Origin of the sequence: Prosthecobacter sp., assembly GCF_020439865.1 — a bacterium.
Classification (GTDB): Bacteria; Verrucomicrobiota; Verrucomicrobiia; order Verrucomicrobiales; family Verrucomicrobiaceae; genus Prosthecobacter.
Window position 1 is genome coordinate 1 of sequence record NZ_JAGRPF010000189.1, and the last position, 25,854, is coordinate 25,854.

At 60.7% G+C, this 25,854-nt stretch carries 25 protein-coding genes; 15 read left to right on the forward strand and 10 right to left on the reverse strand.

Annotation, left to right across the window (positions count from 1 at the left end; all coding sequences use genetic code 11):
* Both KDL09_RS20925 and KDL09_RS20930 read right to left on the reverse strand, forming a co-directional pair.
* Positions 1 to 1,149: hypothetical protein (locus KDL09_RS20925; RefSeq protein ID WP_294389434.1), on the reverse strand; the 1,149-nt coding region annotated here is incomplete at its 3' end.
* Between the two features lie 76 nt (positions 1,150 to 1,225).
* Positions 1,226 to 2,347 carry a citrate synthase gene (locus tag KDL09_RS20930; protein ID WP_294389436.1) on the reverse strand — a complete coding sequence of 374 codons (1,122 nt, stop codon included), beginning with the start codon at positions 2,345 to 2,347 and terminating at the stop codon, positions 1,226 to 1,228.
* A 172-nt stretch (positions 2,348 to 2,519) separates the two neighbouring features.
* Between KDL09_RS20930 and KDL09_RS20935 the strand changes: the two genes are divergently transcribed.
* Positions 2,520 to 3,002, forward strand: a complete 483-nt coding sequence (locus KDL09_RS20935; protein ID WP_294389437.1) for a low molecular weight protein-tyrosine-phosphatase — start codon at positions 2,520 to 2,522, stop codon at positions 3,000 to 3,002.
* Here KDL09_RS20935 and KDL09_RS20940 read toward each other — a convergent pair.
* The 5 genes from KDL09_RS20940 to serS all read right to left on the reverse strand — a co-directional run bounded on the left by KDL09_RS20940 (position 2,988) and on the right by serS (position 9,078).
* Positions 2,988 to 4,589, reverse strand: a complete 1,602-nt coding sequence (locus KDL09_RS20940) for an FAD-dependent protein (protein ID WP_294389438.1) — start codon at positions 4,587 to 4,589, stop codon at positions 2,988 to 2,990. The two genes, KDL09_RS20935 and KDL09_RS20940, sit on opposite strands and share 15 nt — an antisense overlap.
* Positions 4,590 to 4,642: 53 nt before the next feature.
* Positions 4,643 to 5,599 (reverse strand): hypothetical protein, encoded by a 957-nt coding sequence (locus KDL09_RS20945; RefSeq protein ID WP_294389439.1) that lies wholly within the window; start codon positions 5,597 to 5,599, stop codon positions 4,643 to 4,645.
* A gap of 64 nt (positions 5,600 to 5,663) precedes the next feature.
* Entirely contained in the window at positions 5,664 to 6,818 is a 1,155-nt protein-coding gene (locus KDL09_RS20950) for an alpha/beta hydrolase fold domain-containing protein (protein WP_294389441.1), read from the reverse strand.
* Positions 6,819 to 6,862: 44 nt separating this feature from the next.
* Positions 6,863 to 7,801, reverse strand: a complete 939-nt coding sequence (locus KDL09_RS20955; protein WP_294389444.1) for a serine protease — start codon at positions 7,799 to 7,801, stop codon at positions 6,863 to 6,865.
* 5 nt (positions 7,802 to 7,806) lie between these two features.
* A complete protein-coding gene (gene serS / locus KDL09_RS20960) occupies positions 7,807 to 9,078 on the reverse strand; it encodes a serine--tRNA ligase (RefSeq protein WP_294389446.1) in 1,272 nt (423 codons plus the stop codon).
* Between the two features lie 87 nt (positions 9,079 to 9,165).
* Between serS and KDL09_RS20965 the strand changes: the two genes are divergently transcribed.
* The 9 genes from KDL09_RS20965 (at position 9,166) to KDL09_RS21005 (ending at position 17,170) form a co-directional block, all read left to right on the forward strand.
* Positions 9,166 to 10,335: a cysteine desulfurase family protein gene (locus tag KDL09_RS20965; protein ID WP_294389449.1), complete on the forward strand. Its 1,170-nt coding sequence runs from the start codon at positions 9,166 to 9,168 to the stop codon at positions 10,333 to 10,335.
* A gap of 27 nt (positions 10,336 to 10,362) precedes the next feature.
* Positions 10,363 to 10,821, forward strand: coding sequence for a thioesterase family protein (locus KDL09_RS20970; protein WP_294389451.1), 459 nt, complete (start codon positions 10,363 to 10,365; stop codon positions 10,819 to 10,821).
* Positions 10,822 to 10,839: 18 nt separating this feature from the next.
* A complete protein-coding gene (locus KDL09_RS20975; RefSeq protein ID WP_294389452.1) occupies positions 10,840 to 11,112 on the forward strand; it encodes a hypothetical protein in 273 nt (90 codons plus the stop codon).
* Positions 11,113 to 11,218: 106 nt separating this feature from the next.
* Entirely contained in the window at positions 11,219 to 11,785 is a 567-nt protein-coding gene (locus tag KDL09_RS20980) for a hypothetical protein (protein ID WP_294389453.1), read from the forward strand.
* A 1-nt stretch (position 11,786) separates the two neighbouring features.
* The gene (locus KDL09_RS20985; protein ID WP_294389456.1) at positions 11,787 to 12,479 is read left to right on the forward strand and encodes a haloacid dehalogenase-like hydrolase; all 693 of its coding nucleotides are present in this window, start codon (positions 11,787 to 11,789) and stop codon (positions 12,477 to 12,479) included.
* Between the two features lie 6 nt (positions 12,480 to 12,485).
* Positions 12,486 to 13,412, forward strand: coding sequence for a cation diffusion facilitator family transporter (locus KDL09_RS20990; RefSeq protein ID WP_294389459.1), 927 nt, complete (start codon positions 12,486 to 12,488; stop codon positions 13,410 to 13,412).
* Positions 13,409 to 14,179 carry a biotin--[acetyl-CoA-carboxylase] ligase gene (locus KDL09_RS20995; protein ID WP_294389460.1) on the forward strand — a complete coding sequence of 257 codons (771 nt, stop codon included), beginning with the start codon at positions 13,409 to 13,411 and terminating at the stop codon, positions 14,177 to 14,179. The genes KDL09_RS20990 and KDL09_RS20995 overlap by 4 nt, the downstream gene beginning before the upstream one ends.
* 45 nt (positions 14,180 to 14,224) lie before the next feature.
* Positions 14,225 to 15,934 carry an arginine--tRNA ligase gene (gene argS / locus KDL09_RS21000; RefSeq protein ID WP_294389462.1) on the forward strand — a complete coding sequence of 570 codons (1,710 nt, stop codon included), beginning with the start codon at positions 14,225 to 14,227 and terminating at the stop codon, positions 15,932 to 15,934.
* A gap of 48 nt (positions 15,935 to 15,982) precedes the next feature.
* Entirely contained in the window at positions 15,983 to 17,170 is a 1,188-nt protein-coding gene (locus KDL09_RS21005) for a DegT/DnrJ/EryC1/StrS family aminotransferase (RefSeq protein ID WP_294389464.1), read from the forward strand.
* Between the two features lie 84 nt (positions 17,171 to 17,254).
* Here KDL09_RS21005 and KDL09_RS21010 read toward each other — a convergent pair whose 3' ends face one another.
* From KDL09_RS21010 to KDL09_RS21020, 3 genes are read right to left on the reverse strand one after another with little or no spacing between them, the layout of a single operon-like run.
* On the reverse strand, positions 17,255 to 18,181 hold the full coding sequence (locus KDL09_RS21010) for a tetratricopeptide repeat protein (protein WP_294389466.1): 927 nt from the start codon (positions 18,179 to 18,181) through the stop codon (positions 17,255 to 17,257).
* Between the two features lie 46 nt (positions 18,182 to 18,227).
* On the reverse strand, positions 18,228 to 19,208 hold the full coding sequence (gene cysK / locus KDL09_RS21015; protein ID WP_294389468.1) for a cysteine synthase A: 981 nt from the start codon (positions 19,206 to 19,208) through the stop codon (positions 18,228 to 18,230).
* 60 nt (positions 19,209 to 19,268) lie between these two features.
* Positions 19,269 to 20,435 carry a pyridoxal phosphate-dependent aminotransferase gene (locus KDL09_RS21020; protein ID WP_294389470.1) on the reverse strand — a complete coding sequence of 389 codons (1,167 nt, stop codon included), beginning with the start codon at positions 20,433 to 20,435 and terminating at the stop codon, positions 19,269 to 19,271.
* 195 nt (positions 20,436 to 20,630) lie between these two features.
* On the opposite strand from KDL09_RS21020, the gene KDL09_RS21025 reads away from it, so the two are divergent.
* From KDL09_RS21025 to KDL09_RS21045, 5 genes are all read left to right on the forward strand, one after another.
* Positions 20,631 to 21,815 carry a transcription antitermination factor NusB gene (locus tag KDL09_RS21025; RefSeq protein WP_294389472.1) on the forward strand — a complete coding sequence of 395 codons (1,185 nt, stop codon included), beginning with the start codon at positions 20,631 to 20,633 and terminating at the stop codon, positions 21,813 to 21,815.
* 23 nt (positions 21,816 to 21,838) lie between these two features.
* Positions 21,839 to 22,015, forward strand: a complete 177-nt coding sequence (locus tag KDL09_RS21030) for a hypothetical protein (protein ID WP_294389474.1) — start codon at positions 21,839 to 21,841, stop codon at positions 22,013 to 22,015.
* Between the two features lie 76 nt (positions 22,016 to 22,091).
* The gene (locus tag KDL09_RS21035) at positions 22,092 to 22,751 is read left to right on the forward strand and encodes a hypothetical protein (RefSeq protein ID WP_294389476.1); all 660 of its coding nucleotides are present in this window, start codon (positions 22,092 to 22,094) and stop codon (positions 22,749 to 22,751) included.
* Between the two features lie 109 nt (positions 22,752 to 22,860).
* Positions 22,861 to 23,703 (forward strand): sugar phosphate isomerase/epimerase, encoded by an 843-nt coding sequence (locus tag KDL09_RS21040; RefSeq protein WP_294389478.1) that lies wholly within the window; start codon positions 22,861 to 22,863, stop codon positions 23,701 to 23,703.
* A 4-nt stretch (positions 23,704 to 23,707) separates the two neighbouring features.
* Entirely contained in the window at positions 23,708 to 25,846 is a 2,139-nt protein-coding gene (locus KDL09_RS21045) for a fused MFS/spermidine synthase (protein WP_294389479.1), read from the forward strand.
* Positions 25,847 to 25,854: the final 8 nt, after the last annotated feature.

Below are 25,854 nucleotides of genomic sequence, written 5' to 3' on the forward strand. Positions count from 1 at the left end.
GGCCGTTTCACCACCCCAGTCCTGCCAGCCGTGCGGCAGGAGAGTGATGCCGTCATCAGCGAGGCCATGGGAGAGATGTCCGTCAGGAAGACGCAGCAGGTCGTACTCGATGTGCTGAAGTTGCTGCACCAAATCTTCGGCCACGTCAGGCAGATCGAGCATCAGCGCTGCGAGCAGCATGGACTGCGCGTAAATCGCGGTGTCTACCGTGCTGTATTCGGTTCCCGGATGGATGCAGTAGCCGTTCTCGCGCCGGTGCACAAAGTGCGGCAGCAGGCCGCGGCCGGTTTTGAGTTTCTTGATCGCCTCATGCGTGCGTGCGAGCACCCAGCGGGCGTAGTCCGGCGTCACCACCCCAAGCGGTTCCTGCGCCGCCGCGGCCGAAGCCAGCACATACATGCCTGTGGCGGAGACGGATTCAAAGGCCCCATCCTCGATGTGCGCACGATCGCGCACGAATCCGGTCTCGATGGTGTAGCTACGGGCTATCTTCGCATACGATGCGAGGAAGGCATACGTGTCCCAGGAAACCTGCGGCATCTCCATGCCCAGAAAAAGGCCTGAGACCTTCACCTCGGAGCCGGGCTCCGCCGTCCATAGAATCGTCTTGCCATCGCGCACCGTTTCCGGCGCGACAGGATAAACGAACATCCGATATCCAGGCTCGTTGAGGTCCATCATCTGCGTCCAGCGCAGCTCCTGGGTGGGAGACTTGATCTCGAGTTTGATCCGGCCGGCACCGGCGGCACGGATCATGACCGCCGTGATGCGTGGTTGGAACTTCGTGGCGACCGGCTCGGGATACGCGTGCGTGAAATCCATCACGCGATTCGCATTGCGTTCCTGCCCGGCCAGGCTGTGCCACATGCCGGCCCAGCTGTCGGGCTCCTGTCCGAGATGCACCACGATCTCATCCGAGAGCCACTCGATCTCGTGCTCCGCCGGCCCGTGGAAGCCGAAGTCGGTGCCGATGTGCGTGTAGGCGGTGAACGAATTCAGTCGCTTCGTTCCGGCAAGCACCTGCTGCGTCTCATCCCGATGAATGAAGTACTCCTGCACCGGCTGCCACACGAGGCGTGTGCCGGGCTGCGCCATCAACGGCGTGCCGAGCACCACCGCGACGGCTCCGATGGTTGGAAGGAGACGCATGAAGCATCAACAATACGGACAAACACCGGAGTTTGCCACATTCGCAGCCCTGAAATATTCCTTCTCTGAGCCCCGATCAGCGCTCGTCGATCGGAATCACCTTCTGGCCGTAGGGCCTGCCGACGTATTCACTCAGCGGGCGGAAGAGGCGGTTTTCGCTCCACTGCTCCAGCACATGCGCCGTCCAGCCGCTCATGCGGGCGATCGCAAAGATCGGCGTGAAGAGGTCGGTCGGGATGTCGAGACTGTAGTAAACCGTCGCGCTGTAGAAATCGACGTTGGCGTTCAGGTTCTTCCGCTCGCGCATGATCTCGGCGATGCGCTCGGACATCTGAATCCATTTGGCCTCGCCGAGCTGCTTGGTGAGCTCGATGGCCATCTCGCGCAGGTGCGGCGCGCGGGGGTCCAGCACCTTATAAACGCGGTGGCCGATGCCCATGATCTTCTTCTTCTGCGCGAGGGCGTCCTCGACCCAGGCGTCCACCTTGTCGAGGCTGCCGATTTCCTGAAGCATGTGAATCACGCCTTCATTCGCGCCGCCATGCAGCGGGCCTTTGAGCGCGCCGATGGCGGCGCTGATCGCGGAATACATGTCGCTCAGCGTCGAAGCGACGACGCGCGCAGTGAAGGTGGAGGCGTTGAAGCCGTGCTCCGCGTGCAGGATGTAGGCGATGTCGAGGGTCTTTTCGGCCTCTTTGCTCGGCACTTCACCATTCATCAGGTAGAGGAAATGAGCGGCCTCGCTGAGGTCCTTGCGCACCGGTGGAAGTTCCAAGCCGAGACGGGCACGGTGGAAGTAGGCGGCGATGACTCCGATCTGAGAGGTGAGGCGGATGGCGTTGGCCAGATTCTCGCTCATTTCGATGTCATGACGCTTCTGATCGTAACACCCGAGCATCGAGACGGCCGTGCGCATGATGTCGATGGGCTTCGCGGACTTGGGGGCCGTCTTGAGGAAATCAATCACACCCTGAGGGAGTTCACGCTCGGCGCGGAGCGCTGACGTAAGCTTGTCGAGCTCGGCCCGGTTGGGAAGCTTGTTGTAGTAGAGGAGATGGACGACCTCCTCATAGCTGACCTTGACGAGTTCGTTGATGTCGTAGCCGCAATAGAACAGCACACCCTCGGCCCCCTTGACTTCGCCGAGGCGGGTTTCAGCGGCAATGATTCCTTCTAGACCTTTGGATACAACAGACATGACGATGAGCGTGGGGTTTGAGGTTTCTTAGCAGATAGCGTGCTCAAACTACGGCTCAACCAAAGAGTCATTCACAGGAAAAGAAATCTTCCCTCGGGGGATGCCAGACATCCCCTGTGGACAGGAGGTCATTTTGTCTTGTGAAAGGGTTGTCACTCGCCTAGCTCCGCCAATGGCCGCCTCATTCCGCCTTCTGTTTGTCTGCTTGGGCAACATCTGCCGTTCTCCTGCGGCAGAAGGGGTCATGCGTGCCCTGGTGGAGGCTGAAGGGCTTGGCGATCACGTAGCCATTCGCTCCGCGGGCACCGGCGGCTGGCATGCGGGCAAACTGCCGGATCAGCGCATGCGCACCGCCGCGCAAAATCGGGGCTACGATCTCAGCAGCCGCGCCAGGCAGGTGACCGAAGACGACCTGCGCGATCACGACCTCGTGCTCGTCATGGACCAGCAAAACCTGCAGGACATCCGCTCCTTCGACCGAGAATCGCTGTTCAGGCCCAAGGTTCGTTTGTTCTGTGAGTTCTGCACGGATCACGACCTGGTCGAAGTTCCTGATCCCTACTATGGCGGCGAGCAGGGATTCGAACTTGTGCTGAACCTGCTCGAAGATGGATGCCGCGGAGTGCTGCAGCACATTCGCTCAACCCTGGCGTAAAATCGCTTCAGCCACGCGCATCCCGTCCGCGGCGGCGGAGATAATGCCACCGGCATAACCGGCACCTTCTCCCGCAGGATAAAAATGCTTCACGCCCACACATTCCAGCGAGTGTGGATCACGCGGAATGCGCGTCGGCGAGGAACTGCGTGTTTCAACACCCGTCAGCACCGCTTCATCCAAAGCGAAGCCTGGCAACCCTCGCTCGATGCGCGGGATCGCCTCGCGAATCGTGTCGATCGTGTACTCCGGCAGGCATTCGCGCAGATCGGTCCACACGACACCGGGCTCATAGGAGGGCTTCACAGCTCCAGGCCCCTTCGAGGCGCGCCCTTCCAGAAAATCACCCAGCAACTGCGCGGGCGCATGATAATTGCCGCCGCCGAGCACGAACGCCTGACGCTCGATGCTGCGCTGAAACTCGATGCCGCCCAGGACATCGCCCGCAGGCATGTCTTCGGGGCGGACATCGACCATGAAGCCGCTGTTCGCGTTCGCCTCCTCACGCGCGTAGCTGCTCATGCCGTTCGTCACCACCATGCCCGGCTCTGAAGTTGCCGCGACTACCAGACCGCCCGGACACATGCAGAAACTGTACGCTGCGCGGCCCGTGCCGCAGTGCGCCACGAACTTGTACGGCGCGGAGCCCAGACGCGCATGCCCCGCCCATTTGCCGTAGAGGCTGCGGTCGATCAGCTTCTGCGGATGTTCGATGCGCACTCCGATGGAGAACGGCTTCGCTTCAAACGGCACGCCATGCCGGTGGAGCATGTAAAACGTGTCCCGCGAGCTGTGACCGACACCGAAGATGAAATGTGATCCCTCGATGCACTCGCCATCGGCCAGCGTCACAGCGCGCATCACACCATCTTCGATCACCACGTCCGCCACGCGTGCGCCGAACCGCACCTCACCGCCGAGCGCGATGATCTCCTCACGTACATGACGCACGACCTTGATGAGGCGGTCTGTGCCGATGTGCGGCCGGCTCTTGATCAAGATGTCCTCCGGAGCACCGGCGGCGACCATCTCCTTCAGCAGCCACGGGATGCGGTGCTCGCGATCGCGAATCTGCGTGTAAAGTTTTCCATCGGAAAAGGTGCCTGCGCCGCCTTCGCCAAACTGCACGTTCGACTCCGAGTTGAAATCCCAGCCACGACGCCAGAAGCCGGTCACATCACGCGCACGATCGCCCGCAGCCTTGCCACGCTCCAGCAGCACCGGCTTGAGACCCGCACGGGCCAGAAGCAGTCCACAAAACAGGCCGCAGGGTCCCGTTCCGACGATCACCGGCCGGGAAGAGGCCGAAGGCGCCGCCTGTCGGGCGATCTCGTGATACGTCTCATCCGGCGCCGGACCGATGCGTGGATTCTTGCCGATGCGCTTAAGCACACGTGCTTCATCTTTGACCTCAACCAACAGGGTAAAGCTGAACTCCACGTGACCGCGGCGCGCATCAATTGCACGCTGTTTGACCCTGACACTGACGACGTCCTCCTCTCGGGCATGCAGCACCTTCACGACGGCACGACGGATGTCGTCATCCTGATGATCGACGGGAAGAAGAACCTGGGAGAGCTGCAGCATGCGGACGGGATTTGGCGGCTGTGCCAATAACCCGCCAAAGAAGCATTACAACCCTACTTCGCTTTCGCCGGCTTCTCGACTTCCGGCGTATGCCATCCGAAGACTTTGTCCCCGTTGAAGAGCTTGTGATGCTCCGGCGTCATGCCGCCGTAATCAGCGATCACCCCTTCGCGCTCCACAGTTCCAACGCGCAGATTGGCATACACGTCACCTTCATCATACAGCACGTGCATAGGATCATTGGTGCGCAGTTGCACTCCTTTGACCGGTTTGACGACTGTAAACCTCCAGGTCGTATCAATGTGCTGAATGGAACCCAGCTCACGGTAGATCAGGGCCTTCGGCACATTCGCGAGATCATATTGCGCCACCTGATTGGCACGCCAAGGGTCATAGGCCGGGCTGCCCGGATTGCTGTAGTCGCCCGTCCAGAAGCTCTGGTAGGGAGTGGGGTCCGGCTGTGCCGCACGAATCTCGGCTGGCGACTGCGTGGCCGGAAAAGCGTGACGCACCGGAAGCGGATCGACACGATCCACGATCTTTCCCACCAGGGAGAACACATCGCTCACGCGGCCATAGGTGAAGAACTGGTGCGAATCGATCAGTTCGGACGTGGAAACCCTCGTCTTTTTGACCGTCAAACGATGTTCGTTCGCATTGGAGAACAAATTGAAGCTCAGCAGATAGTCGATGTCCTTGTCGAGTGTCGGTTCCCTCCTCTCAGCCTCTTTTGGCAGTGCCAGCGTCTGTGTGCCGCTCTTGGTCTCCTCGGTCGTCAGATTAAACACACGCATCTGACCACGACGCAGCAGGTTCGTGCTCAGACTGTCCGCCAAGGCCCGGCCCAAATCGGGGCGACGTGTGCCGTCCACCGTGACGTCCTCGGCAAAGATCGCGACCTTGGGCTTTTCCGCGCTGAGCACGCGCACCGTTCCGTCTGCACGCAGTTGTGGGGCAAGGGCTGTGCTCAGAAGAGCAACCGCAACGAGGACATGGTTTGTCTGGCGCATGGTCGGTTGGAAGTTTGGCGATATTAACGGTTCAAAAATCGCCTGGGAAGAAAAATCTGAGCCGTCAGGGCCGGACGGGCGCCGCTTGAATGAAGGCCTCGTGTTCGTCACGGGTGAGCAAGCCGTCTCCATTCTTGTCGAGCCGCTGAAACAAAAGCGGTGGTCCGCTGAACTCCGCTTTGCTGACCTTTCCGTCATTGTCCTTGTCATCACGTCGGGTGATCACTTCCCACGGAATGCCTCGACGAGCCCCGCCAGGCTGGGACCTTCCCTTGCGCGGATCACGATTCATCATCGCCGGATCGGCGGTGCTCTCGGTCACGAGCGCTTCGATCTTGTCCAAGGTGTTTTTCAATCGGGCGTCAAAGAACCCGCTAACCATCCGGTCGATGTCCTTGCCCGCAAAACCGGGACCACCATGTCCCGCACCATGAATCGTGTGAAAATGGGCGCTCACCTCCGACTGCTTGAGCGCATCAAACAGCAACTGGCTTTGATTGATTGGCACCGTGGGATCCTTATCCCCGTGCACGATGAGAAACGGCGGATCATCCTTGCTCACATACGTGATCGGATTCACGCGCGCGGCCTTGTCCTTGTTCTGCATCACCGCACCGCCGATCAGTTTCGCTTCGGGAGAAGCGTCCGTCGCATGACTCTCGTAACCCGGTGTGGAAACGAACACGGTGAATTCCGTCGGACCGTAGTAATCACACACGGCTTGAACGCGGCTCGATTGATCGAGATTCGCCCCCACATCGAACTCCCTCACGTCACCGCTCGTGCCGATGAGCGCCACGAGATGCCCGCCCGCAGAACTGCCCCACACGCCGAAGCGTTTCACATCGAGATTGTACTCCTTCGCATGCGCACGAAGCCAGCGGATCGCCGCCTTGCAGTCCTCGATCTGCGCCGGAAACACCGCGTGACCGCTGAGACGATAGTTGATGCTCGCCACCGCATAACCGCGCTCGACGTAACCGCCGCGCAGAGGCGGACAGCCATCTTTGCTGCCATTCTGCCAGCCGCCGCCATGCACCCAGATGAGAAGCGGCAGCGGACCTTCCGCCGTCTCCGGCAGGTAGAGGTCCAGCTTGTTCCGCTCATGACCACCTTCGACATAAACGAGATCGCGATGGGCCTTCACGCCGGCGGTCTGAGCGATGGAGGCGGTGATCCAGCACAGGGCGACGGCTATCGAGAGGAGTAGGCATTTCATGCCGCTGATGAATGCGCTGCCGCACTGGAAGTTGCGCAAATCGATCACGGATTTTTCACCAGCGCCTTCACCTCTGCGGCACCGATCGCCTGATGAAATACGATCAACGTGCCCAGCTGCTGGCTGGCGGCAGTCTCGCCCTTTTTCTTGCGCATCGGCAGCGGATCTTCGAGCACTGTCTGAATTTCGGAAACATGCCCCACGCAGTTCCCGCAGGCGTCGATCACCGCGGACCCGCTCGATCCAGGCGCCCAGTCGGTGGTTGTCTCCAGCCACACCGGTTTCGGCACGTCTGTGCCTTCGGGCAGATCGGCCATTTCCTTCTTCCGCAAAAACGGGCGCTTCACGAAGCGGCTCACGATGCCTTCGCTGAAAAAACCACGCTTGCCGCTGGGATCACTGAAACACCAGACCGGATCGCCCGGGCTCACATCGAGCCCCAAAGGCAGCGGCGTCAGCGGCTTGTCTGATTCGACCCGGATGATCGCACAGTCAGTGCCTGAGTCGCAGGCGAGGATTTCGATCACGGGTAAAACGACATCGTCCTCTGTGGCAGCCACGAGCCAGCCCACCTTCATGTTTGGCGGCGGCGCCACCACATGAGCACACGTCGCCACGGCACCATCCGCCGTGATCGCATAACCGCCCGCGAGGTCGAGGTGCCACTTGTCACACTTCGAACAAAGAAAGTAGGCGCCCACACGAATGTGCGAGAGCCGCGCACGCTGCCAGCGCTCACGCGGCGGGAGAGGCTGCGTGTCCTCCTCAGGCAGCGCCAGCGTGCACTTGTTCCGCTTACACTGCTCCATCACTTTCGCCATCGGGAGCAGGGCCGAGGCCTCGTGGAACTTCTTGGCCTGCTCCATCAGTGCCGCATTCGGACGCGCACCACGTCCTTCTGCATAAACCGGCACCCCGGGAGCCTGCGCGCTGGCGATGCCGACGGAGGCCAGCAGGAGAATCAGCGCGCAGAAGTGTTTCATGAACATCAGCCGATCTTGCCGGCACCAAAGTGACCACGCAACGCTTCGGGAATCAAGATCGACCCATCAGCCTGCTGGTAGGTCTCAACGAGTGCGACAAACAAACGGGCCAGCGCCGTCCCCGAACCATTGAGCGTGTGCGGAATGCGGTTTTTGCCGTTTTCATCCTTGTAGCGCAGGTTCATGCGGCGGGCCTGATAGTCGCCGAAGTTCGAGCAGCTCGAGACTTCGAGGTAGGTCCCCTGCCCCGGTGCCCAGACTTCGATGTCATAAGTCTTGGCCGAGCCAAAACCGATGTCGCCGGTGCACAGCTCGATCACGCGATAATGCAGACCAAGAAGCTGCAGCACCTTCTCCGCATTGGCGGTGAGGCTTTCCAATTCGGCCATGCTCGTCTCCGGCGTGGTGATTTTCACGAGTTCGACCTTGTCGAACTGATGCATGCGGATGAGTCCTCGCGTGCCAAGACCGGCGCTGCCGGCTTCACGGCGGAAACAGGGCGTGTAGGCCGCGTAATTGATCGGCAGTTTCTCATGCGCGACTATTTCATCCCGATGCAGGTTCGTCACCGGCACTTCGGCGGTGGGGATGAGATACAGGTCATCCGCGGCGCTGTGATAGACCTGATCACCGAACTTTGGAAGCTGACCGGTGCCGACGAGGCACTCCGACTTCACGAGCAACGGCGGGCTGATCTCCTCATAGCCGTGCTGCGTGGTGTGCAGATCAAGCAGGAAGCTAATCAAGGCCCTCTCCAAACGAGCGCCCGCGCCGCGATAAACCACGAATGCGCTCCCAGAGATTTTGGCGCCCGCCTCAAAGTCGATCATGCCCAAAGCGCCGGCCACATGCGTGTGATCCTTTGGCTCGAAGGCGAACTCTGGCTTCGTGCCCCACACGCGCACTTCAGGATTCTGTTCTGCGCTTTCACCCACCGGACAAGCCTCGTGAGGCAGGTTGGGAATGCTCAAAAGCAGGTCGCGCTGGCGCGCATCCGCCACGTCGGCCTCACGCCCGATTTCATCGATACGGGTGCCGATGCCACGCACCTCCGCCTCGATGGCGCTCGTGTCCTGACCGCTCTTTTTGGCCATGCCTATTTCCTTGCTGATGCGATTGCGGTCACTCTGCAGTTTCTGCCGCTCCGTCTCCGCCGCACGACGCTGAGTGTCGATGGCCAGCACTTCATCCACCAGGGACGCAAAGTCGCCGCTGCGGCCGGCGAGGCGTTGTTTGACCTGTTCTGCGTTGTCACGAATGAGGCGGATGTCGAGCATAGGGGTGCGGAGATTAGCGGCTGACTTCGGTTTGTCGAGTGCGGGAAGGGCCGTTGACAGCAGCGCTGACAGTCCGAACATCCGGGCGTGATCTACCTCGACGCCAACGCAACCACGCCCGTCGATCCTTTGGTGATTGACGCGATGCTGCCGTTCCTGTGCGAGCACTACGCCAACCCCGCCTCCAGTTATGCCGACGGACGCCCTGTCCGCCAGGCCATGGACCTGGCACGGGAGCAGGTGGCCGACCTTCTGCATGCGCAGCCGGAGGAAATCATCTTCACCAGCGGCGGCACGGAGTCCATCAATGCCGTGCTTGCCTCCGTGCGTGCGCTCTGGCCCGAATCGCGGGAACTTGTGATCACCGGCACCGAGCACGCCGCAGCGCTCGAATCCGCCAAACGCTGGCAGAGACAGGGCGGGAAAGTCGTTCGCGTCCCAGTGCATGCCAACGGCCGCGTCGACCTGGATGCGCTGCGCGAGGCCATGCGTCCCGGGATCACCGCGCTCGTCTCCATCATGTGGGCGAACAACGAGACCGGCGTTCTGGCCCCGATGCGGGAAATCGTCGAAATCGCCCACGCCGCGGGCGCCTTGGTGCATTCGGACGCCGTGCAGGCCGTGGGCAAGGTGCCGGTCGATGTGAAGTCAATGCACGTCGACTTTCTCAGCCTCAGCGGTCACAAGATTCATGCGCCGAAGGGGATCGGGGCGCTTTATGTGAGCAAACGTGTCCGCTTTGAGCCCTTCATCCTCGGCGGCGGACAGGAGCACGAACGCCGCAGCGGGACAGAGAACGTACCCGGTATCGCCGCGCTCGGAGCTGCGGCCGACCTGGTGCGTCAACACTTCGAGGACGGCACCAAATCAAGGATTCACGCCATGCGTGATCGTTTCGAGCACCTCGTGCATGCGGCGATTCCAAACATGCGCATTCACGGCTGCCTCACGCATCGCCTGCACACGACCAGTTCATTCTGCCTCCCGGAAGTCGACGCCGCCGGCATGCTCATTCTGCTCGACAAGGCCGGCATCGCCTGCTCCGCCGGTTCCGCATGCCATGCAAACGCGTTGCATTCCTCCCATGTTCTCGAAGCCATGGGCGTCAGCGCCCGCGACGCGGCATGCACGCTGCGATTCTCCTTCCACCGCTTCAACACCAAGTCAGAGGCAGAAACCGCGGCGAGCGCGGTCATCAAAGCCGCACAGAAAGTGCGTGCCGAACGCGGTGATGAAAGCATGGTGGTCACCGCCTGATCTTTTCGTCCCAACCGCCCGTCACCCATGGCCCACCGATTCATCTGCACCGACCGCGTTCACTTCTCCGACACCGACATGGCCGGCATCGTCCACTTCGCGAACTTCTTCCGCTACATGGAGCGCGTGGAACACGCCTTCTTCCGCAGCCTCGGCTTCTCCATCGTCGATCCGCCGGAGCACGGCGAAGAACGCGTCGGCTGGCCCCGGGTGCATGCCTCGTGCGACTACATGGCCCCGCTGCATTTCGAGGAGGAGTTCGAATGCGAACTGCTCGTCGAAGAAGTGCGCCACAAAGTGCTCCGTCATATCATTCGCTTTTGGAAGAGCGATGGCGTGCTCGCCGCCGAGGGCCGCATCACAGCCGCCTGCGTCCGCAGAGATCCCGCCACCGGCAAAATGAAGGCCGTCGAGATCCCGCAGCGTTTTCGCGACAAGATCGAGGCCGCACCGCATGAACTGCTGAAGAGGCCGGAGAAAAAGTGACCTGAGCTCCAGCATGCCGTGGTGTCTCGAATCCATCCCCTGCTTACTCTGCTCCTGATGTTCGCCTGGGGCGCAGGAAGCTTGTATCTTTTCATCTGTGGCGTGCGCGACCTCCTTCAGATCAACAACGAGATGACAGAGCTTTTCACCAAGGGAAACACGGCCGTCTTGTCAGATCAGAGCGCCCCGGCCCAGGTCCATTTCGGCTGGCGCCTGGGGCTCGGCACTGCGAGCCTCATCACCGCCATCGGCTTTTTTCGGCTGCATTATTTCAAACGAAGAGAGTTCTGAGCCGGCATCGTGACCTGCGGTCGCCTCTCGCTGACAAAAAGGTAAACAAAGCCGTTGTCCCGGGCGTTTACCCACGGCATCTCATCGCCTCCTTCCCCACACCACTGTGAACTCCCAACCCAAAAGCAAAAAAATGGAAACCTGGATCATCTTTGCCCTGCTGACTGTGCTCTCCTGGGGCGTGTATGGCGTCATTCTGCACAAGGGCCGCGGCCTCATGCCGATGGGATCCGAGGCGCCGCATGCGAGCTTGAAAGCCTTTCTGCTGGTGTGCGTGGCCTACGCGGTGATCGGGATCGTGGCCGCTGTGCTGATCAAGCTGCGCGGTTCCAACTGGAGCTTCACCGGCAGCGGCATCACCTGGAGCTTCATCGCCGGTGTCGCGGGTGCCTTGGGCGCATTCACGCTCGTGCTTGCGCTCGGTGCCGCAGTTCCGATCAAAGGCACAGCTGCGGCGGCCGCCGTGATGCCCATTGTCTTCGCCGGTGCGCCGATCATCAACACCATCACCGCGATGCTGCTGCATCCGCCGGAGGGCGGGTTCAAGTCGCTGCCTGTCCCCTTCATAGTTGGCTGCCTCATGGCCGCTTCGGGCGCCTTCCTCGTCGCGAAATACGCCCCCTCCAACACCGGCGGAGCCCACAAGCCCGCTGCAGCAGCCAAGCCGCATTGAGATGGCAAAACTGCTGCTCTTCGATATCGACGGCACCTTGATCGACAGCAATGGCGCTGGTGGCGCGGCGATTCTCGACGCCGCGGAACAACACTTTGGCATCCGGCGCGATGAGCTGCCACCGCTGCAGCTTGCCGGGGCTACAGATCCTGCGATCGCGATGGACGTGTTCGGCCACATGAACCGCTCGCACACGCCCGAAGAAATCTCCGAGTTTCTCGACCGCTACCTCTCCAATCTGCAGCGCCGTCTGCAGGCGGAAGACTTCAGCGGCTTCACGCTGCCGGGCGTCGTTCCGCTGCTTGATGCCCTGCGCGCGGAGAGGGCGGCCCATCTCGGTCTGCTCACCGGCAACGTGCGCCGTGGCGCCGTGATCAAACTCTCGCGCCACGGAATCTACGAGCACTTCATCGAAGGCGGCTTCGGCAGCGATCACCACGACCGCAACCAGCTCGGGCCCGTGGCCCTGCAGCGCATGCAAGATGCCACCGGTCGCACCTACGACATCGCTGACGTCATCGTCATCGGTGACACGCCGAAGGACATCCGCTGTGCCGAAGCCTTTGGCGCCAAATGCCTCGCCGTTGCCACCGGCCAGTATTCTGCCGCTGAATTGAGCGCCCTAAATCCATGGCGCTGCGTCGAATCATTTGCCGACGTGCCTGCGATGATGGAACTGCTGCTGCGAGCCTGATCCGCCATGAGCAACACGACCGATGCCACTCGCGCCATGCGAATCTCGCTGGGCATTGGCTTCCTCATGCTGGTGATCAAACTGGGCGCCTATGTGCTCACCGGTTCCGCGGCCATCCTCGGCGATGCTGCGGAATCCGTCGTGCACGTTGCTGCGGTCATGTTCGCAGCCTTCAGTCTCGGTCTGCTGCACAAGCCCGCGGACGACGACCATCCCTACGGCCATACGAAGATCGCCTTCTTCTCAGCCGGCATCGAGGGCGGGTTGATCATCCTCGCGGCGCTGTTCATCATCTATGAATCTGTCCGCCGCTGGGTCCTGCATCTGCCACCTGCCAATGTGGATCAAGGCCTCGTCCTGACCGCGGTTTCGATTGTCATCAATGCCGCACTCGGGGCCTATCTCATCCGCACCGGCAAACGGCAGGGCTCGTTGATTCTCGAATCCAACGGCAAGCACGTGCTTACCGATGTGTGGACCAGCCTCGGCGCGATCGTCGGGCTCGGACTCGTCGCCCTGACCGGATGGCCTGGCTGGGATCCGCTGTGCGGCCTCATCATGGCGGCCAACATCATCTGGACCGGCTACGGCCTCATGCGTCAAAGCGTCGGCGGCCTCATGGATACCGCGGACGCCAAACTCAATGCCGTGCTCGATGCCGCACTCAGGCTTGAGACTGAAAAACGTGGTCTCAAATTTCACGCGCTGCGTCATCGCGATGCCGGAGAGATGCACTACGTCGAAGTTCATCTGCTCTTTGACGACGACATCATGCTGCGAGACGCCCACCGCATCGCCACCGAGATCGAAATTGCCGTTCAGGCCAGCGTGGAGAACCCCGTGCTCATCACCACGCATCTCGAATGCCAGGGAGATCACGACGAGCTCCACCAGCACGGCGAGGCCAGCGATCCTCATCGCTTCCGTGCATGATCCCGCTCGATGCCAGCGCCATCCAGGATCCCACGCTGCCGTGGCATGTCTCGGTGCTGGAGGAGGTCGGCTCCACCAGCGATTGGCTCAAACAACAAGCTTCGGATCTGCCGCCCAACACCGTCGTCTTCGCCGAATCACAAACTCAGGGCCGCGGACGGCGCGACAACCGCTGGATCGCCCCACGCGGGAAGGATTTGATGCTCTCGCTTCTCTTCAAACCGGAAGCTCCGCTCGAAAGATGGCCGCGCATCACGACGCTCGCCGCGCTCGCGATCTGCAGGGCGATCGAAGACGAACTGCCGTTGCAGCCGCGCATCAAATGGCCCAACGACGTGTACCTCAGCGACCACAAGGTTAGCGGCCTGCTCGCAGAAACAGTGTCGACACGCACGGGCTTGATGCTCGTGCTCGGCATCGGTTTGAACGTGAACGCCCGCGAGTTTGCGCCCGGAGTCGTCGCCACCTCGCTGCTGAACGAACTCCATTCCCCCGCCCTGCCCGAACTCGACCGCAACTCCCTCGCCCAGCGCCTGCTAAGCATGCTGCACTCCGAATTTCAGCGACTCGACGCCGACTTTAGCTCCGCCGTGGCCGAGGTGCGCGAACGGAGCTGGCTGCTGGGCCGTCAGATCCGGGCGCTGACGCCCCAAGGGGAGGTTTTCGGTCGGGTTCTCGACCTCAACGAGGAGGGGCATCTGATTCTCGAGTTTCCCAACGGCACCAGCCACACGCTGACCAGCGCCGACGAGGTGCGTCGGGTGTAATTCGGCGTTCGACTTTCGCCATTCGGCATTCAAAATGCGCACCCCATGTTTCGCGCCCTGCTCACGTCCCGTCTTCAAGCCGCCTTCACCGCCGCCGGCATCCAGCTTCCGGAAGGTTTTTCCGTCTCTGTCGTCATCGCTTCCGACACGCGCTATGGCGACTACCAGAGCAATGCGGCCATGACGCTGGCCAAGCAGCTCAAGACCAATCCCCGTGCGCTGGCACAGCAGGTCGCCGACAAGCTCGATGTCACCGACCTTTGCTCCAAGACCAGCATCGACGGCCCCGGATTCCTCAACTTCACCCTCAGTGCCGAAGCCCTGGCCCAACGGCTCGCATTAATCACCCAGGATGATCACTTCGGCGTGCCTCAGGTCGAACAGACCAAACGCATCGTGATCGACTTCTCCGCGCCGAACATCGCCAAGCCGATGCACGTGGGCCACATTCGCAGCACGTTCATCGGCGACTCGCTGGCGCGCGTCGCACGCTTCGTCGGACACGACGTCATCACTGACAACCACATCGGCGACTGGGGCACGCAGTTCGGCATGATCTTGCACGGCTGGAAGACGATCCTCGATCACGAAGCGCTCGACAAAGATCCGATCCAAGAACTTGTCCGCGTTTACAAGGCGGTGAACGCCCAGACGAAGGCCGACGAGGCGGTGCTCACCACCTGCCGCAACGAACTCGTCAAGCTTCAGCAGGGCGATCCGGACAACATGGAAATCTGGACGCGCTGCGTGGCACTTTCGTTAGAGCAGTTGCGCCAGATTTACGGACAGCTCGACGTCCACTTCGATCACTACCTCGGTGAAAGCGCCTATAACGACAAGCTCGCTCCGCTCGTCGAGGATCTGCTCACCAACGGCATCGCCGAGATCAGTGACGGCGCCACCTGCGTGTTCTTCCGCGATGTGCCCGAACTCGCCGACAAGCCCTGCCTAATCCGCAAAAGCGACGGCGGCTTCCTGTATGCCACCACCGACCTCGCGACGATCGATCATCGCATCAACGACTGGATGGCTGATGAAATCTGGTATGTCGTCGGCGCACCGCAGGAGCTGCACTTCCGCCAGCTCTTCCAGGTCGCAAAGAAGCGCGGCCAGACCACGCGCATGCAGCACATCGCCTTCGGCAGCATCCTCGGCCAGGACGGCAAGATGTTCAAAACCCGTTCGGGCGAGAGCGTGGGCCTGCTCGAAGTGCTCGACGAAGCGGTCGAACGCGCTGCAGCCGTCGTCGCCGAGCGTGAAGGTCTCACCGACCTGGAGAAAACCCAGATCGCTGAGGTGATCGGCACCGGCGCGGTCAAATACGCCGAGCTCAGCCAGCACCGCATGACCGACTACAAGTTCAGCTGGGACAAGATGCTCGCGTTGCAGGGCAACACCGCGCCCTACCTGATCAACGCCTACGTGCGCACCAAGAGCATCTTCCGCAAGCTCGACGGCGAGGTCACGCTGACACCCGACCTCACCATCACCGAAGCTGCCGAACGCGCGCTCGCCATCAAACTCGCGCAGTTTGCCGAGACCACGCATGACGTGCTGCTCGACTTCCGTCCGAACCTTCTCGCAAGCTATCTCTACGAACTCGCCGACACCTACCACAGCTTCTACGAAGCCTGCAACGTGCTGAGGTCCGAAGGCGCCGTGCGCAACACCCGCCTAACCCTTTGCGAAGCCACCAGCCGCGTTTTGAAGGCCGGCCTCGGTCTTCTCGGAATTCGGACCACCGAGCGAATGTAGCTCGCCAATCGGTCATTCATCATTACTCATTCGCCAATCACCGCCGCCATGCCAGTCCCCCTTCTCGACGTCAACGCCCAGAACCTTCCCCTCGAACCCGAACTTCAGGCCGCCTTCACGCAGGTGCTTCACCACGGGCGGTTCATCATGGGGCCGGAGCTGGAAACGTTTGAGAAGGAAATCGCAGCCATGACCGGCGCAAAGCATGCCCTGTCGGTTTCCTCCGGCACGGATGCGCTGCTGCTGGCGCTCATGGCGCTCGACATCAAGGCAGGCGACGAGGTTCTCTGCCCGGCATTCACCTTTTTCGCCACCGCAGGCGCGGTCTCGCGTCTCGGCGCCATTCCGGTGTTCACCGACGTCTGCCCCGTCTGCTTCAACATGGACGTGAACGACGCGCGAAAGAAGATCACGGTCAAAACGAAGGTCATCATGCCGGTGCACCTATTCGGACAATGCGCCGACATGGATCCCATCCTCGCCTTGGCTAAGGAACACGGTCTCAAGGTGATTGAGGACACCGCGCAGTCCATCGGTGCTCAATACAAAGGCCGTCAGGCCGGCACGATGAGCGAATTCGGCACCTACAGCTTCTTCCCGAGCAAGAACCTCGGTGGATTCGGCGACGGCGGCATGCTGGTGACGAATGACGACAATCTGGCCGAATACGCACGCGTGCTGCGTGTGCATGGCGGCAAGCCAAAGTACTACCATCACTACGTCGGCGGCAATTTCCGAATGGACACGCTGCAATGCGCGCTGCTGAGCGTGAAGGTGAAGCGCTACGCGCAATACACCGCCGACCGCCAGCGCAACGCCGCGCATTACATCGCCGAACTCTCCAAACTGCCTGGCGTGGTGCAGGCCGATCCCGCGCACTGCAAATGCGTGAACACGCAAGACACCTGGCTGGCTGCTCAAGGCGCGAAGATCGTGTTGCCCGTGAGCTACGCGCACAACTCGCACATCTGGAACCAGTTCACGCTGCGTGTGCTCGACGGCAAACGCGACTCGCTGCGCGACCATCTCGTGGCGAAGAAGATCGGCTGCGACATCTACTATCCGGTCACGCTCGACCAGCAGCAGTGCTTCGCAAACCTGCCCGCCGCCTCTCTCTCCGGTTGCGATGTCTCCCACCGCGTCGCCAACGAAGTTCTCAGCATTCCGATCTACGGCGAACTCACCGAAGCGCAGCGCAACGAAGTGATCGCGGCGATCGCGGAGTGGCTGGCTTGAAACAAGGCGGACACTCCAGTCCGTCGACTTGAGGAATACTTCTCCTTACCTTTCATCGACGGACTTCAGTATCCGTCGAATGAATCAAGGTTTTGGTGCTTCCGGGGTCGCAGGAGGAGGGCTCGCAGGCGGGGCAGCAGCTTCTGGCTTTGGAGCCGCTGGAGGTGCGGCGGGAGCTGGCGCAGCCGGCGGAGTGGTCTTCGGTGCGGGAACGGCGGGCGCCGGAGTCGCAGGAGGAGTCGTGGCCGCAGGTGCTGGAGCGCCTGGAGGAGTGATGGTCGGAGTCAGTCCGCCCGGAACAGCGTTCAGATTGATCTTCGGCATGGCCGCCGCGCCTTCCGGTTTGACCTCAACCTTCGGAGCCGGGGGCGGATCGACTTCCTTGGTCGGCAGCGAAGCGGCGATCCAGTCGAGACGAGTGCGACTGATGGACTGATACTCCGGCAGGTCAGGAAACTTCACGGTGAGATCATCATAGGCCTTTTTGGCCTCGTCGGTTTTGCCGGCGGCCCAGAGCAGATCGCCGAGGCGCACCTGGGCGAGCGGAGCTGCCTCACTGGAAGCAAATTCGTTCACGATGCGCTCAAAGATAGCCTGCGCCTCTTTTTTGTCCCCCATCGCATCCAGCTTGGAACCGAGCCCGAGCAGCGCCTGCACGGCCAGCGGATGACCGGCGTTTTTGCTGGTGAACTCCTTGAGCACGTCCACTGCGGAAGTCTTCTTGTTCTGATCCCAAAGGAGATCAGCCTTCAGCAGCAGCGCGTTGGCTGCGGCATTGGTGCCGGGGTAGCGTGAGATCACCAGATCACAATCCTCGATGGTCTTCGCACCCGTAAACGCTTCGGCGGCCTCGTTGGCCTTAAGCGTGGTCTGATGGCGGATGAGACCGAAGGCAATGATCGCGGCCACCGCGATGATGAAGAGCCAGACGAGCTTGCGGAAGTTGTCCTCGAGGAACTTTTCCATGCCTGTGGCCGGGATTTCCTGCGAGAGCGAATCGTGTGCGGACATGCGGTGGGGGGGAACGTTGAAACGTGAAGACGAAGAGGCGAAGCGGTTACGCGCCCACTTTGGCACGAGCTTCGTCAGCCAGGGCGGTGGAGAGATAACGTTCACCGGTGGAGCAGGCGACGGTGACGATGAGCTTGCCGGCGTTTTCCGGGCGCTTTGCCACCTCGATGGCCGCGCAGACGTTCGCACCGGTGCTGATGCCGACCAAGATCCCTTCTTCAGCGGCGATGCGGCGTGCCATGGCAAAGGCGTCGTCATTGCTCACCTTGACGCACTCGGCGATCTGCGAGTGACCGGCGTTGTCCTTGAGGTGCAGGTTGGCGGGGACGAATCCGGCGCCGGTTCCCTGGATCTTGTGCGGACCCGGCTGCACGGGCTGGCCGGCGAGCGTCTGATTGATGACCGGTGAAGCCTCCGGCTCCACGGCGATGGCCTGGAAGGTGGCCTTGCGCGGTTTGATGACTTCGACGCAACCGGTGATGGTGCCGCCCGTGCCGACAGCGGCGACGAGGATGTCGATCTTGCCATCGGTGTCGGCCCACAGCTCTTCAGCGGTGGTCTTCGAGTGAATGGCCGGATTGGCGGGATTCTCAAACTGCTGGGGCATCCAGGCGTTCGGCGTGCTGGCCACGAGTTCGGTGGCCTTGGCGATGGCACCCTTCATGCCCTGCGCGCCAGGGGTAAGCACGAGTTCTGCTCCGAGCAGTGCAAGCAGCGTGCGACGCTCCAGCGACATCGTTTCAGGCATCGTAAGGATGAGCTTGTAGCCCTTGGCGGCGGCGACAAAGGCGAGCGCGATGCCGGTGTTGCCACTGGTAGGCTCGATGATGACGGTGTCCGCCTTCAAGATGCCGCGTTTCTCGGCGTCTTCGATCATGGCCATCCCGATACGGTCCTTGACGCTGCCGAGCGGATTGAAGAACTCACATTTCAAAGCAATCGTGGCGTTGAGACCGGCGGTGACCTTGTTGAGTTTCACCAGCGGTGTTTTGCCGACGGTTTCGACGATGTTGTTGTAGATGCCCATGTTCGTGTGCGGTTGGCGGTTGTGGTCGGTGGTTTGCCGCCGACGGCGGCGGTTGCAGGATTAGTGCTGGTTGCAGAACTCTTCGAAGCGGTCCATGCCGGCGTTGATCACGTCCAGGCCGGTGGCGTAGCTGAAGCGGACCGTGTGTTCGGCACCGAAGGCGACACCAGGAACGATGGCGACCTTCTGCTTGCTCAGCAGCTTCTCGCAAAAATTGACGCTCTTGATCTGCATGGGCTCGATGTCCACGAGGAAGTAGAAGGCGCCCAGCGGCTCAACGACCCGGACATTCTTGATGTTGCTGAGGCGTCCGAGCATGTACTGGCGGCGCACGTCGAACTCGTCGCGCATGTCACTGACGATCTGCTGGTCCATCTGCAGGGCGGCCAGCGCACCGTATTGAGCAAAGCTGGTCGGGTTGCTCGTGGTATGGCTCTGAATCGTGTCGATCGCCTCGGCGATTTTCTTCGGAGCGGCAGTGTAACCTAGACGCCATCCGGTCATCGCGTAGGCCTTGGAGAAACCATTGATGGTGATGGTGTGGTCGTAGATTTCCTTGCCGAGGGAAGCGATGCTGACGTGCTCATTGCCGCCATAGACGAGCTTCTCGTAGATCTCGTCCGAAAGGATGATGATGCCTTCACCCACGGCGATCTCAGCCAGCGCGGTAAGTTCCGCCTTGGTATAAACGGAGCCCGTCGGATTGCCGGGGGTGTTGAGGATGATCATCTTGGTCATCGGAGACATGGCGTCCTCGAATTCCTCCGGCGTGATCTTCCAGCCGTTTTCACGCTTCGTCTCGACGATCACCGGGATGCCGCCGACCATGCGCACCATCTCAGGGTAGCTGGTCCAGTAAGGAGCAGGAATGACCACTTCGTCGCCCGGGTTCACGCAGGCAAGGATGGCATTGTAGCAGGAATGCTTGGCGCCGCAGTTCACGCTGATCTGGGAGGCCTCATACTGCACGTTGTTGTCCACCATGAGCTTGGCGGCGATGGCCTCGCGCAATTCGAGGATGCCGGCGCTTTCGGTGTAACGGGTCTTGCCGGAGTTCAGCGCCTCGGTGGCGGCAGCGATGATCGGCGCGGGAGTGTCGAAGTCAGGCTCACCGGCACCGAAGCTCAGCACGTCCACCCCCTGCTTCTTCAATGCCTTCGCCTGGGCTGTGATGGACAGGGTCATTGAAGGGGCGACTTCGGCGATGTTTTTGGCGATAAAATCCATGATCTGGGGTGGTTGGGCGGGTAAAAATGGCGGGGGGCCGTCTATAAAGGCGGGGGCGGGAAGTTTGTCAATCAATCCTCCCGCCACGACCAAAGGGCGGCTTGTGTCCCACGCAACGCGGTCTAAGTCATGCCGCACATGAGCCAACCACGCCCACAGTCTTCTTCCCGCCAGCCGACCGTCCCGATTCGAGGCATGGCACTGGATGCTTTGGGCGAATGGGCCGCCGGGGAACGTTTCGCCGCCGACCTCATGGATCACATCCAGCGTGACAATAACCTCAGCCTGCCCGATGCCGCGTTCCTGCGTGACATCGTGCTCACCACGCTGAGAAACCTCTCCCTGCTCGACCACTGGATCGCCGTGCTCACCGAGAACAAGCACCTCGACCATCGCAGCCGCTGGGGACTGCGCATCGGCCTCTGTCAGATCTTGATCCTGCAGGTCTCGGAATACGCCGCCGTGAACGAAACCGTCGCCGCCACCGGTCGTGCGCGCAGTCTCATCAATGCCGTGCTTCGCCGTGCCTGTCGCGAATCTGCCGAGTTGCTCGCGATGCCGGCCACCTTGCCGCTCGAAACCCGCACGTCGCATCCCAAATGGCTCATCGAACACTGGCTCGGCATCTTCGGTGAAGCCAGAACGACCGCCCTCTGCGAATGGAATCAAGTCCCTGCCCCGATCTGCGCCCGCGTCAACCGCCTCTACCCGCAATCGGATGCTGGGCCCGACGACTTCATCGTTTGCGAGTCGCTCCCCCGCGAAGACCTCTCCGTTGGCAAAGTGTACATGCAGGACCCCAGCACCGCCATCGCACCACGTCTGCTGGATCCCAAGCCCGGCCAGCGCGTGCTCGATGCCTGCGCCGCTCCTGGCGGCAAAACAGCCCTGCTCGCTCAGCTCATGGAAAACACGGGCGAGATCATCGCCTGCGATGTCGCACCGGGCCGGCTGCGCCGCCTGGAAGGCAATCTCCATCGCCTCCACGTCGCGAACGCCCACATCGAACAGCACGATTGGTCGGATCCGCAAATTCCCGCCTTCGCCAAGGACGGCTTCGACCGCATCCTGCTCGACGTGCCCTGTTCGAACACCGGCGTCATGCGCCGCCGCGTCGATGTCCGCTGGCGCCTGCAGCCCGACGACATCACCGCGCAGGTGCAAACTCAGACCCAGCTCCTCAAAAACTGCCTCCGCGTCCTCAAACCCGGCGGCATCCTCGTTTACAGCACCTGCAGCATCGAACCCGCCGAGAACGAACAGCTCGTCGCCAGTGTCCTCGAATCCACTCCCGGTTACGAACCCGTCAAACTCCGCCACAGCTTCCCACCGGAAGATCAAATGGACGGCGCCTTCGCCGCGGCGATCCGGCGGGTGTGAGAGCCACGTTAGCGCGAGACACCATGATCACGCGCCAACCAACCATGCTTGATTTCCGCAATAAACTACTGTCTGCCAGTGTTTTGCAGCACAACACGTTCAACATAATGCCTGGCATCCTTTTTGAAGTGGAGATGATGCAGCAGCCGGCTCGAAGAGCCACTTGCTCACCAAAGGAACATGGCACCATCATGAAGTGATAGGAATCATGCAATTAGTTCCATCCGACTTGAACCATGGTAGCTCAGGTATAAGCCACTACGGTGGTGTTGCGTTTTGGAAGCTCTTCAAAAACACGAGCGGCAAATACTCGCCGAACAAGCCTTAACTCCACACAAGATGGATTATCAAAACATAGAACACGACATACTTGGGAACCTTCAACGCAGGTTGGATTTGGAGATACCTTTCCCGTGGGAGAGTACTATGCCAAGGATCAATGATTGGAAGCTCCATATGAAAACAAGAGTCCGCATGGGGCCGATTGTTAATGTTGATCCGACACCGTTTGACGGTGATGCGAGGCTTGAGATATGGACTGATATGGAAGGAAGGATCTTGCCCATTCAAATGCAGTCCTTAAATACATTCAAAGATAGGTGCGTAATTATATCATCACTGCTGCCAGCTCTATTGGAAGAATCTATTCGAGGACATATTAGAATTGAATCCAATCGGTATCCTGACCTGTCGGTAAATCTGGCTGAATTCCGAACGCAATATCCTTTTCCAAGTGGCGAGTTTATTCATTCTGCGACTCAAATCACAAATGTGATTTGGGAAGACTCTGTTTTCATTGTGTTAGATTTTGGGTGTTCCTGGGACAACGAACACCAGCCTAGTGCTTTGATATATAAAGATGCGGTAATTCGTGTTGAATTCGATACTTGGGATGCAGACTCTATTAGAAGAGCCGCAAAGAAGTTTTTTTCCTGATCGAACTGTGCTCATCAGCTACAATACCATCGGTAAGGTCTCGTCTTCTGGCGAGCAGAAATCCCTCGCATCTCCCGGTGCTTCATCACAAGATGCTGGCTCCTCCCCCATGAGACTTACGTCCCTTTTCCTCGCCCTTGCGCTCGCAGCTCCCATCTTTGCCGCCGATGCTCCCAATGCCGCAGGTCTGCAACTCTACAGCCTGCGCAGCCAGTTCAAGCTGCGCGGCGTGGCGTGGACGCTGGACCGGGTGAAGGAATTCGGCATCAAGGAGGTGGAGCTGGCGGGCACGCATGATCTCACAGCGGAGCAGTTCAAGGCGGAGCTCGACAAGCGCGGCCTGAAGCCGGTGAGCAGCCACTTCCCGTATGACCGCTACAAGAACGATCTCGACAACGTGGTGAAGGAAGCAAAGACGCTGGGCCTGCAATACGCCGGCTGCGCATGGATCAACCACAAGGATGCCTTTGACGAGACGGAGTGCCGCGAGGCGGCGGCGGTCTTCAACAAGGCGGGCGAGGCGCTGGCGAAGGAGGGCATCACGATGTTCTACCACGCGCATGGCTTCGAGTTTGAGCCGTTCGGCGAGGGCACGCTGTTCGATCTCTTCATGCAGGAGACGAAGCCGGAGTTTGTCTCCGTGCAGATGGACGTGCTCTGGATCGTCTTCCCCGGCCAGGACCCCGCGAAGCTGCTGGAGAAATACAGCGGTCGCTGGAAACTGATGCATCTCAAGGATTTGAAGAAGGGCGTGGCCACCGGCTTCCTGACCGGCAAGACCGATGTCGAGAACGATGTGGCACTGGGCACGGGCCAGATGGACTGGACCACAATCCTCGCCGCAGCGCGCAAGAACGGCATCCGGCATTACTTCATCGAGGACGAATCTTCGACGTCGATGGACCAGATCCCGAACAGCCTGAAGTTCCTGCGCGCGAACGGCTTCGAGTGATCCCATGTCACGCCGCCTCCACGCCATCATTCTGCATGGCGTTTTCATCCTCTCCGGTATCTCGGCGCTGATCTACCAGCTCGTGTGGCAGCGTGCGTTGCTCACGATCTACGGCAGCAACGTCGAATCCGTGGCGATGGTGGTGGCGGCCTTCCTCGCGGGACTCGGCATCGGCAGCCTCTTCGGCGGCTGGATTTCCAAATCGACACGCGCACCGCTCGTGCTGCTCTTCGGCCTCACCGAACTCGGCGTCGGTGCTTACGGCCTTGTCTCGCTCAAATTGTTCGATGCCGTCGGAGCGATCACTTCTGCGCAGGCACATGGATTCACCACCGGCGCGCTGGTCTTCCTGCTCGTTTTCCTGCCAACGCTGCTCATGGGAGCCACGTTGCCGATGCTCGTCGCGCATCAGGTGCGCGACACCGCGCATGTCGGCGAAAGCGTGAGCCGCCTCTACTTCGTGAACACGCTCGGAGCCGCGCTCGGCGCGTTCATCGCCGCACACCGGCTTCTCGGCGGCTTCGGCATGGGCGGCACCGTGCGCATCGCGGCCAGTTTGAATGCGCTGGCGGCAACGATTGTGATGGCGGCCCTTCGAAAACCGCCTCAAGCGGTGGATCAGCCCGCTTCAATCCAAGTTTCAAAACACCGACCTGAAATTCTTTTCCACACCGCCTTGCTGTGGTCCGCACTCTCGGGCTTTATCGCCCTCTCGTGGGAAATCGTGTGGTCCCGCGTCTTCAATTTCGCGAGTGCTTCACGTGCGCCGGCCTTCGGCTTCATGCTCGGCAGCTACCTGCTCGGCCTCGCGATCGGTTCGTTGCTCAGCCCGCGATTGCTGCATCAGGAAGGTGATCTGCGTTCAAAACTCGCCCGCTGGGTGCTTTATTCGAGCATCGCTGGGTTTCTCATCGCTCCGCTCACGGCCCTCGTTGCTTCGAACCTGTTTTGGGAGCTCGGCTACTTCTTCGTCATCGCGGCCGGCGTGCTCATCGGACTCACCTTCCCCCTGCTCTGCCACGCAGCCATTCCACCTGACAAAAACACCGGCAGCCAGCTTTCGCTTTTGTATCTCGCCAACATCATCGGCTCCGGCGCTGGCAGCCTGCTCACGGGTTTCCTGTTCATGGAATGGATGAGCCTGCAGGTTCTCAGCGTGATGTTGCTGCTCGTTTCGTGGTTGTGGGCCGAGTCGATTGGCCGGTTCCGAATGCCACATCGTCAGCGGTGGCAGCCGCTTTGCGTGATGGTCATCATGCTCGTCAGCTTTCAAGGCTTCTACGAACGCCTGCAATACAAGCACGAGTTCAAACACGGCATGCGATTCGCGCAGGTCATCGAGTCACGGCATGGCGTCATTACGGTGGACACCAGCAACGCCGTTTATGGTAACGGCGCCTACGACGGCATGATCGGCACGAAGCTGGAACCGAAATCATGGCTCGTGCGGCCTTACTTCCTCTCCGCCGTCCGCGACCGCATCGAAAACGTGCTCGTCATCGGCGTCGCCAGTGGTTCGTGGACGCAGATCCTCGTCAACCATCCGCAGGTGAAGCACGTCACCGCTGTCGAACTCAGCCACGGCTACCTCGACCTCATCCGTTCGCGCCCCGAAGTCGCCAGCCTGCTCACCAATTCGAAGCTCGAGCTCGTCATCGACGACGGCCGCCGCTGGCTGCGACATCATCCTGATGCTCGCTTCGACGCCATCGTGATGAACACTACGCATCACTGGCGCGAGTTCGCGTCCGCGCTGCTCTCCCGCGAATTTTTGACCGAGATCAAAGCCCACCTCACGCCCGACGGCATCGCGTTCTGGAACTGCACCGAGTCACCGCGCGCCGCACGCACCGGCATGGAGGTCTTTCCACACACGCTGATGATCATGAACCACTGCCTCGCCAGCAACGCACCGCTCGAGCCAAATCGCGACCACTGGCAGAAAATCCTCGCCGATTATCGCATCGATGACCAGCCAGTCATCAACGCCGACCAAATCGAAGGCGTCGTTGATTTCCTGAACGGTGAGACCCTTCCCGTGCCCGGTAACATGTCGCACTGGTGCCGCCGTGAAACCATGCAGACCGCCTGGGGCGATGCCCAGATCATCACCGACGACAATCTGGGCCACGAATATCGGTGAGCTTCGCG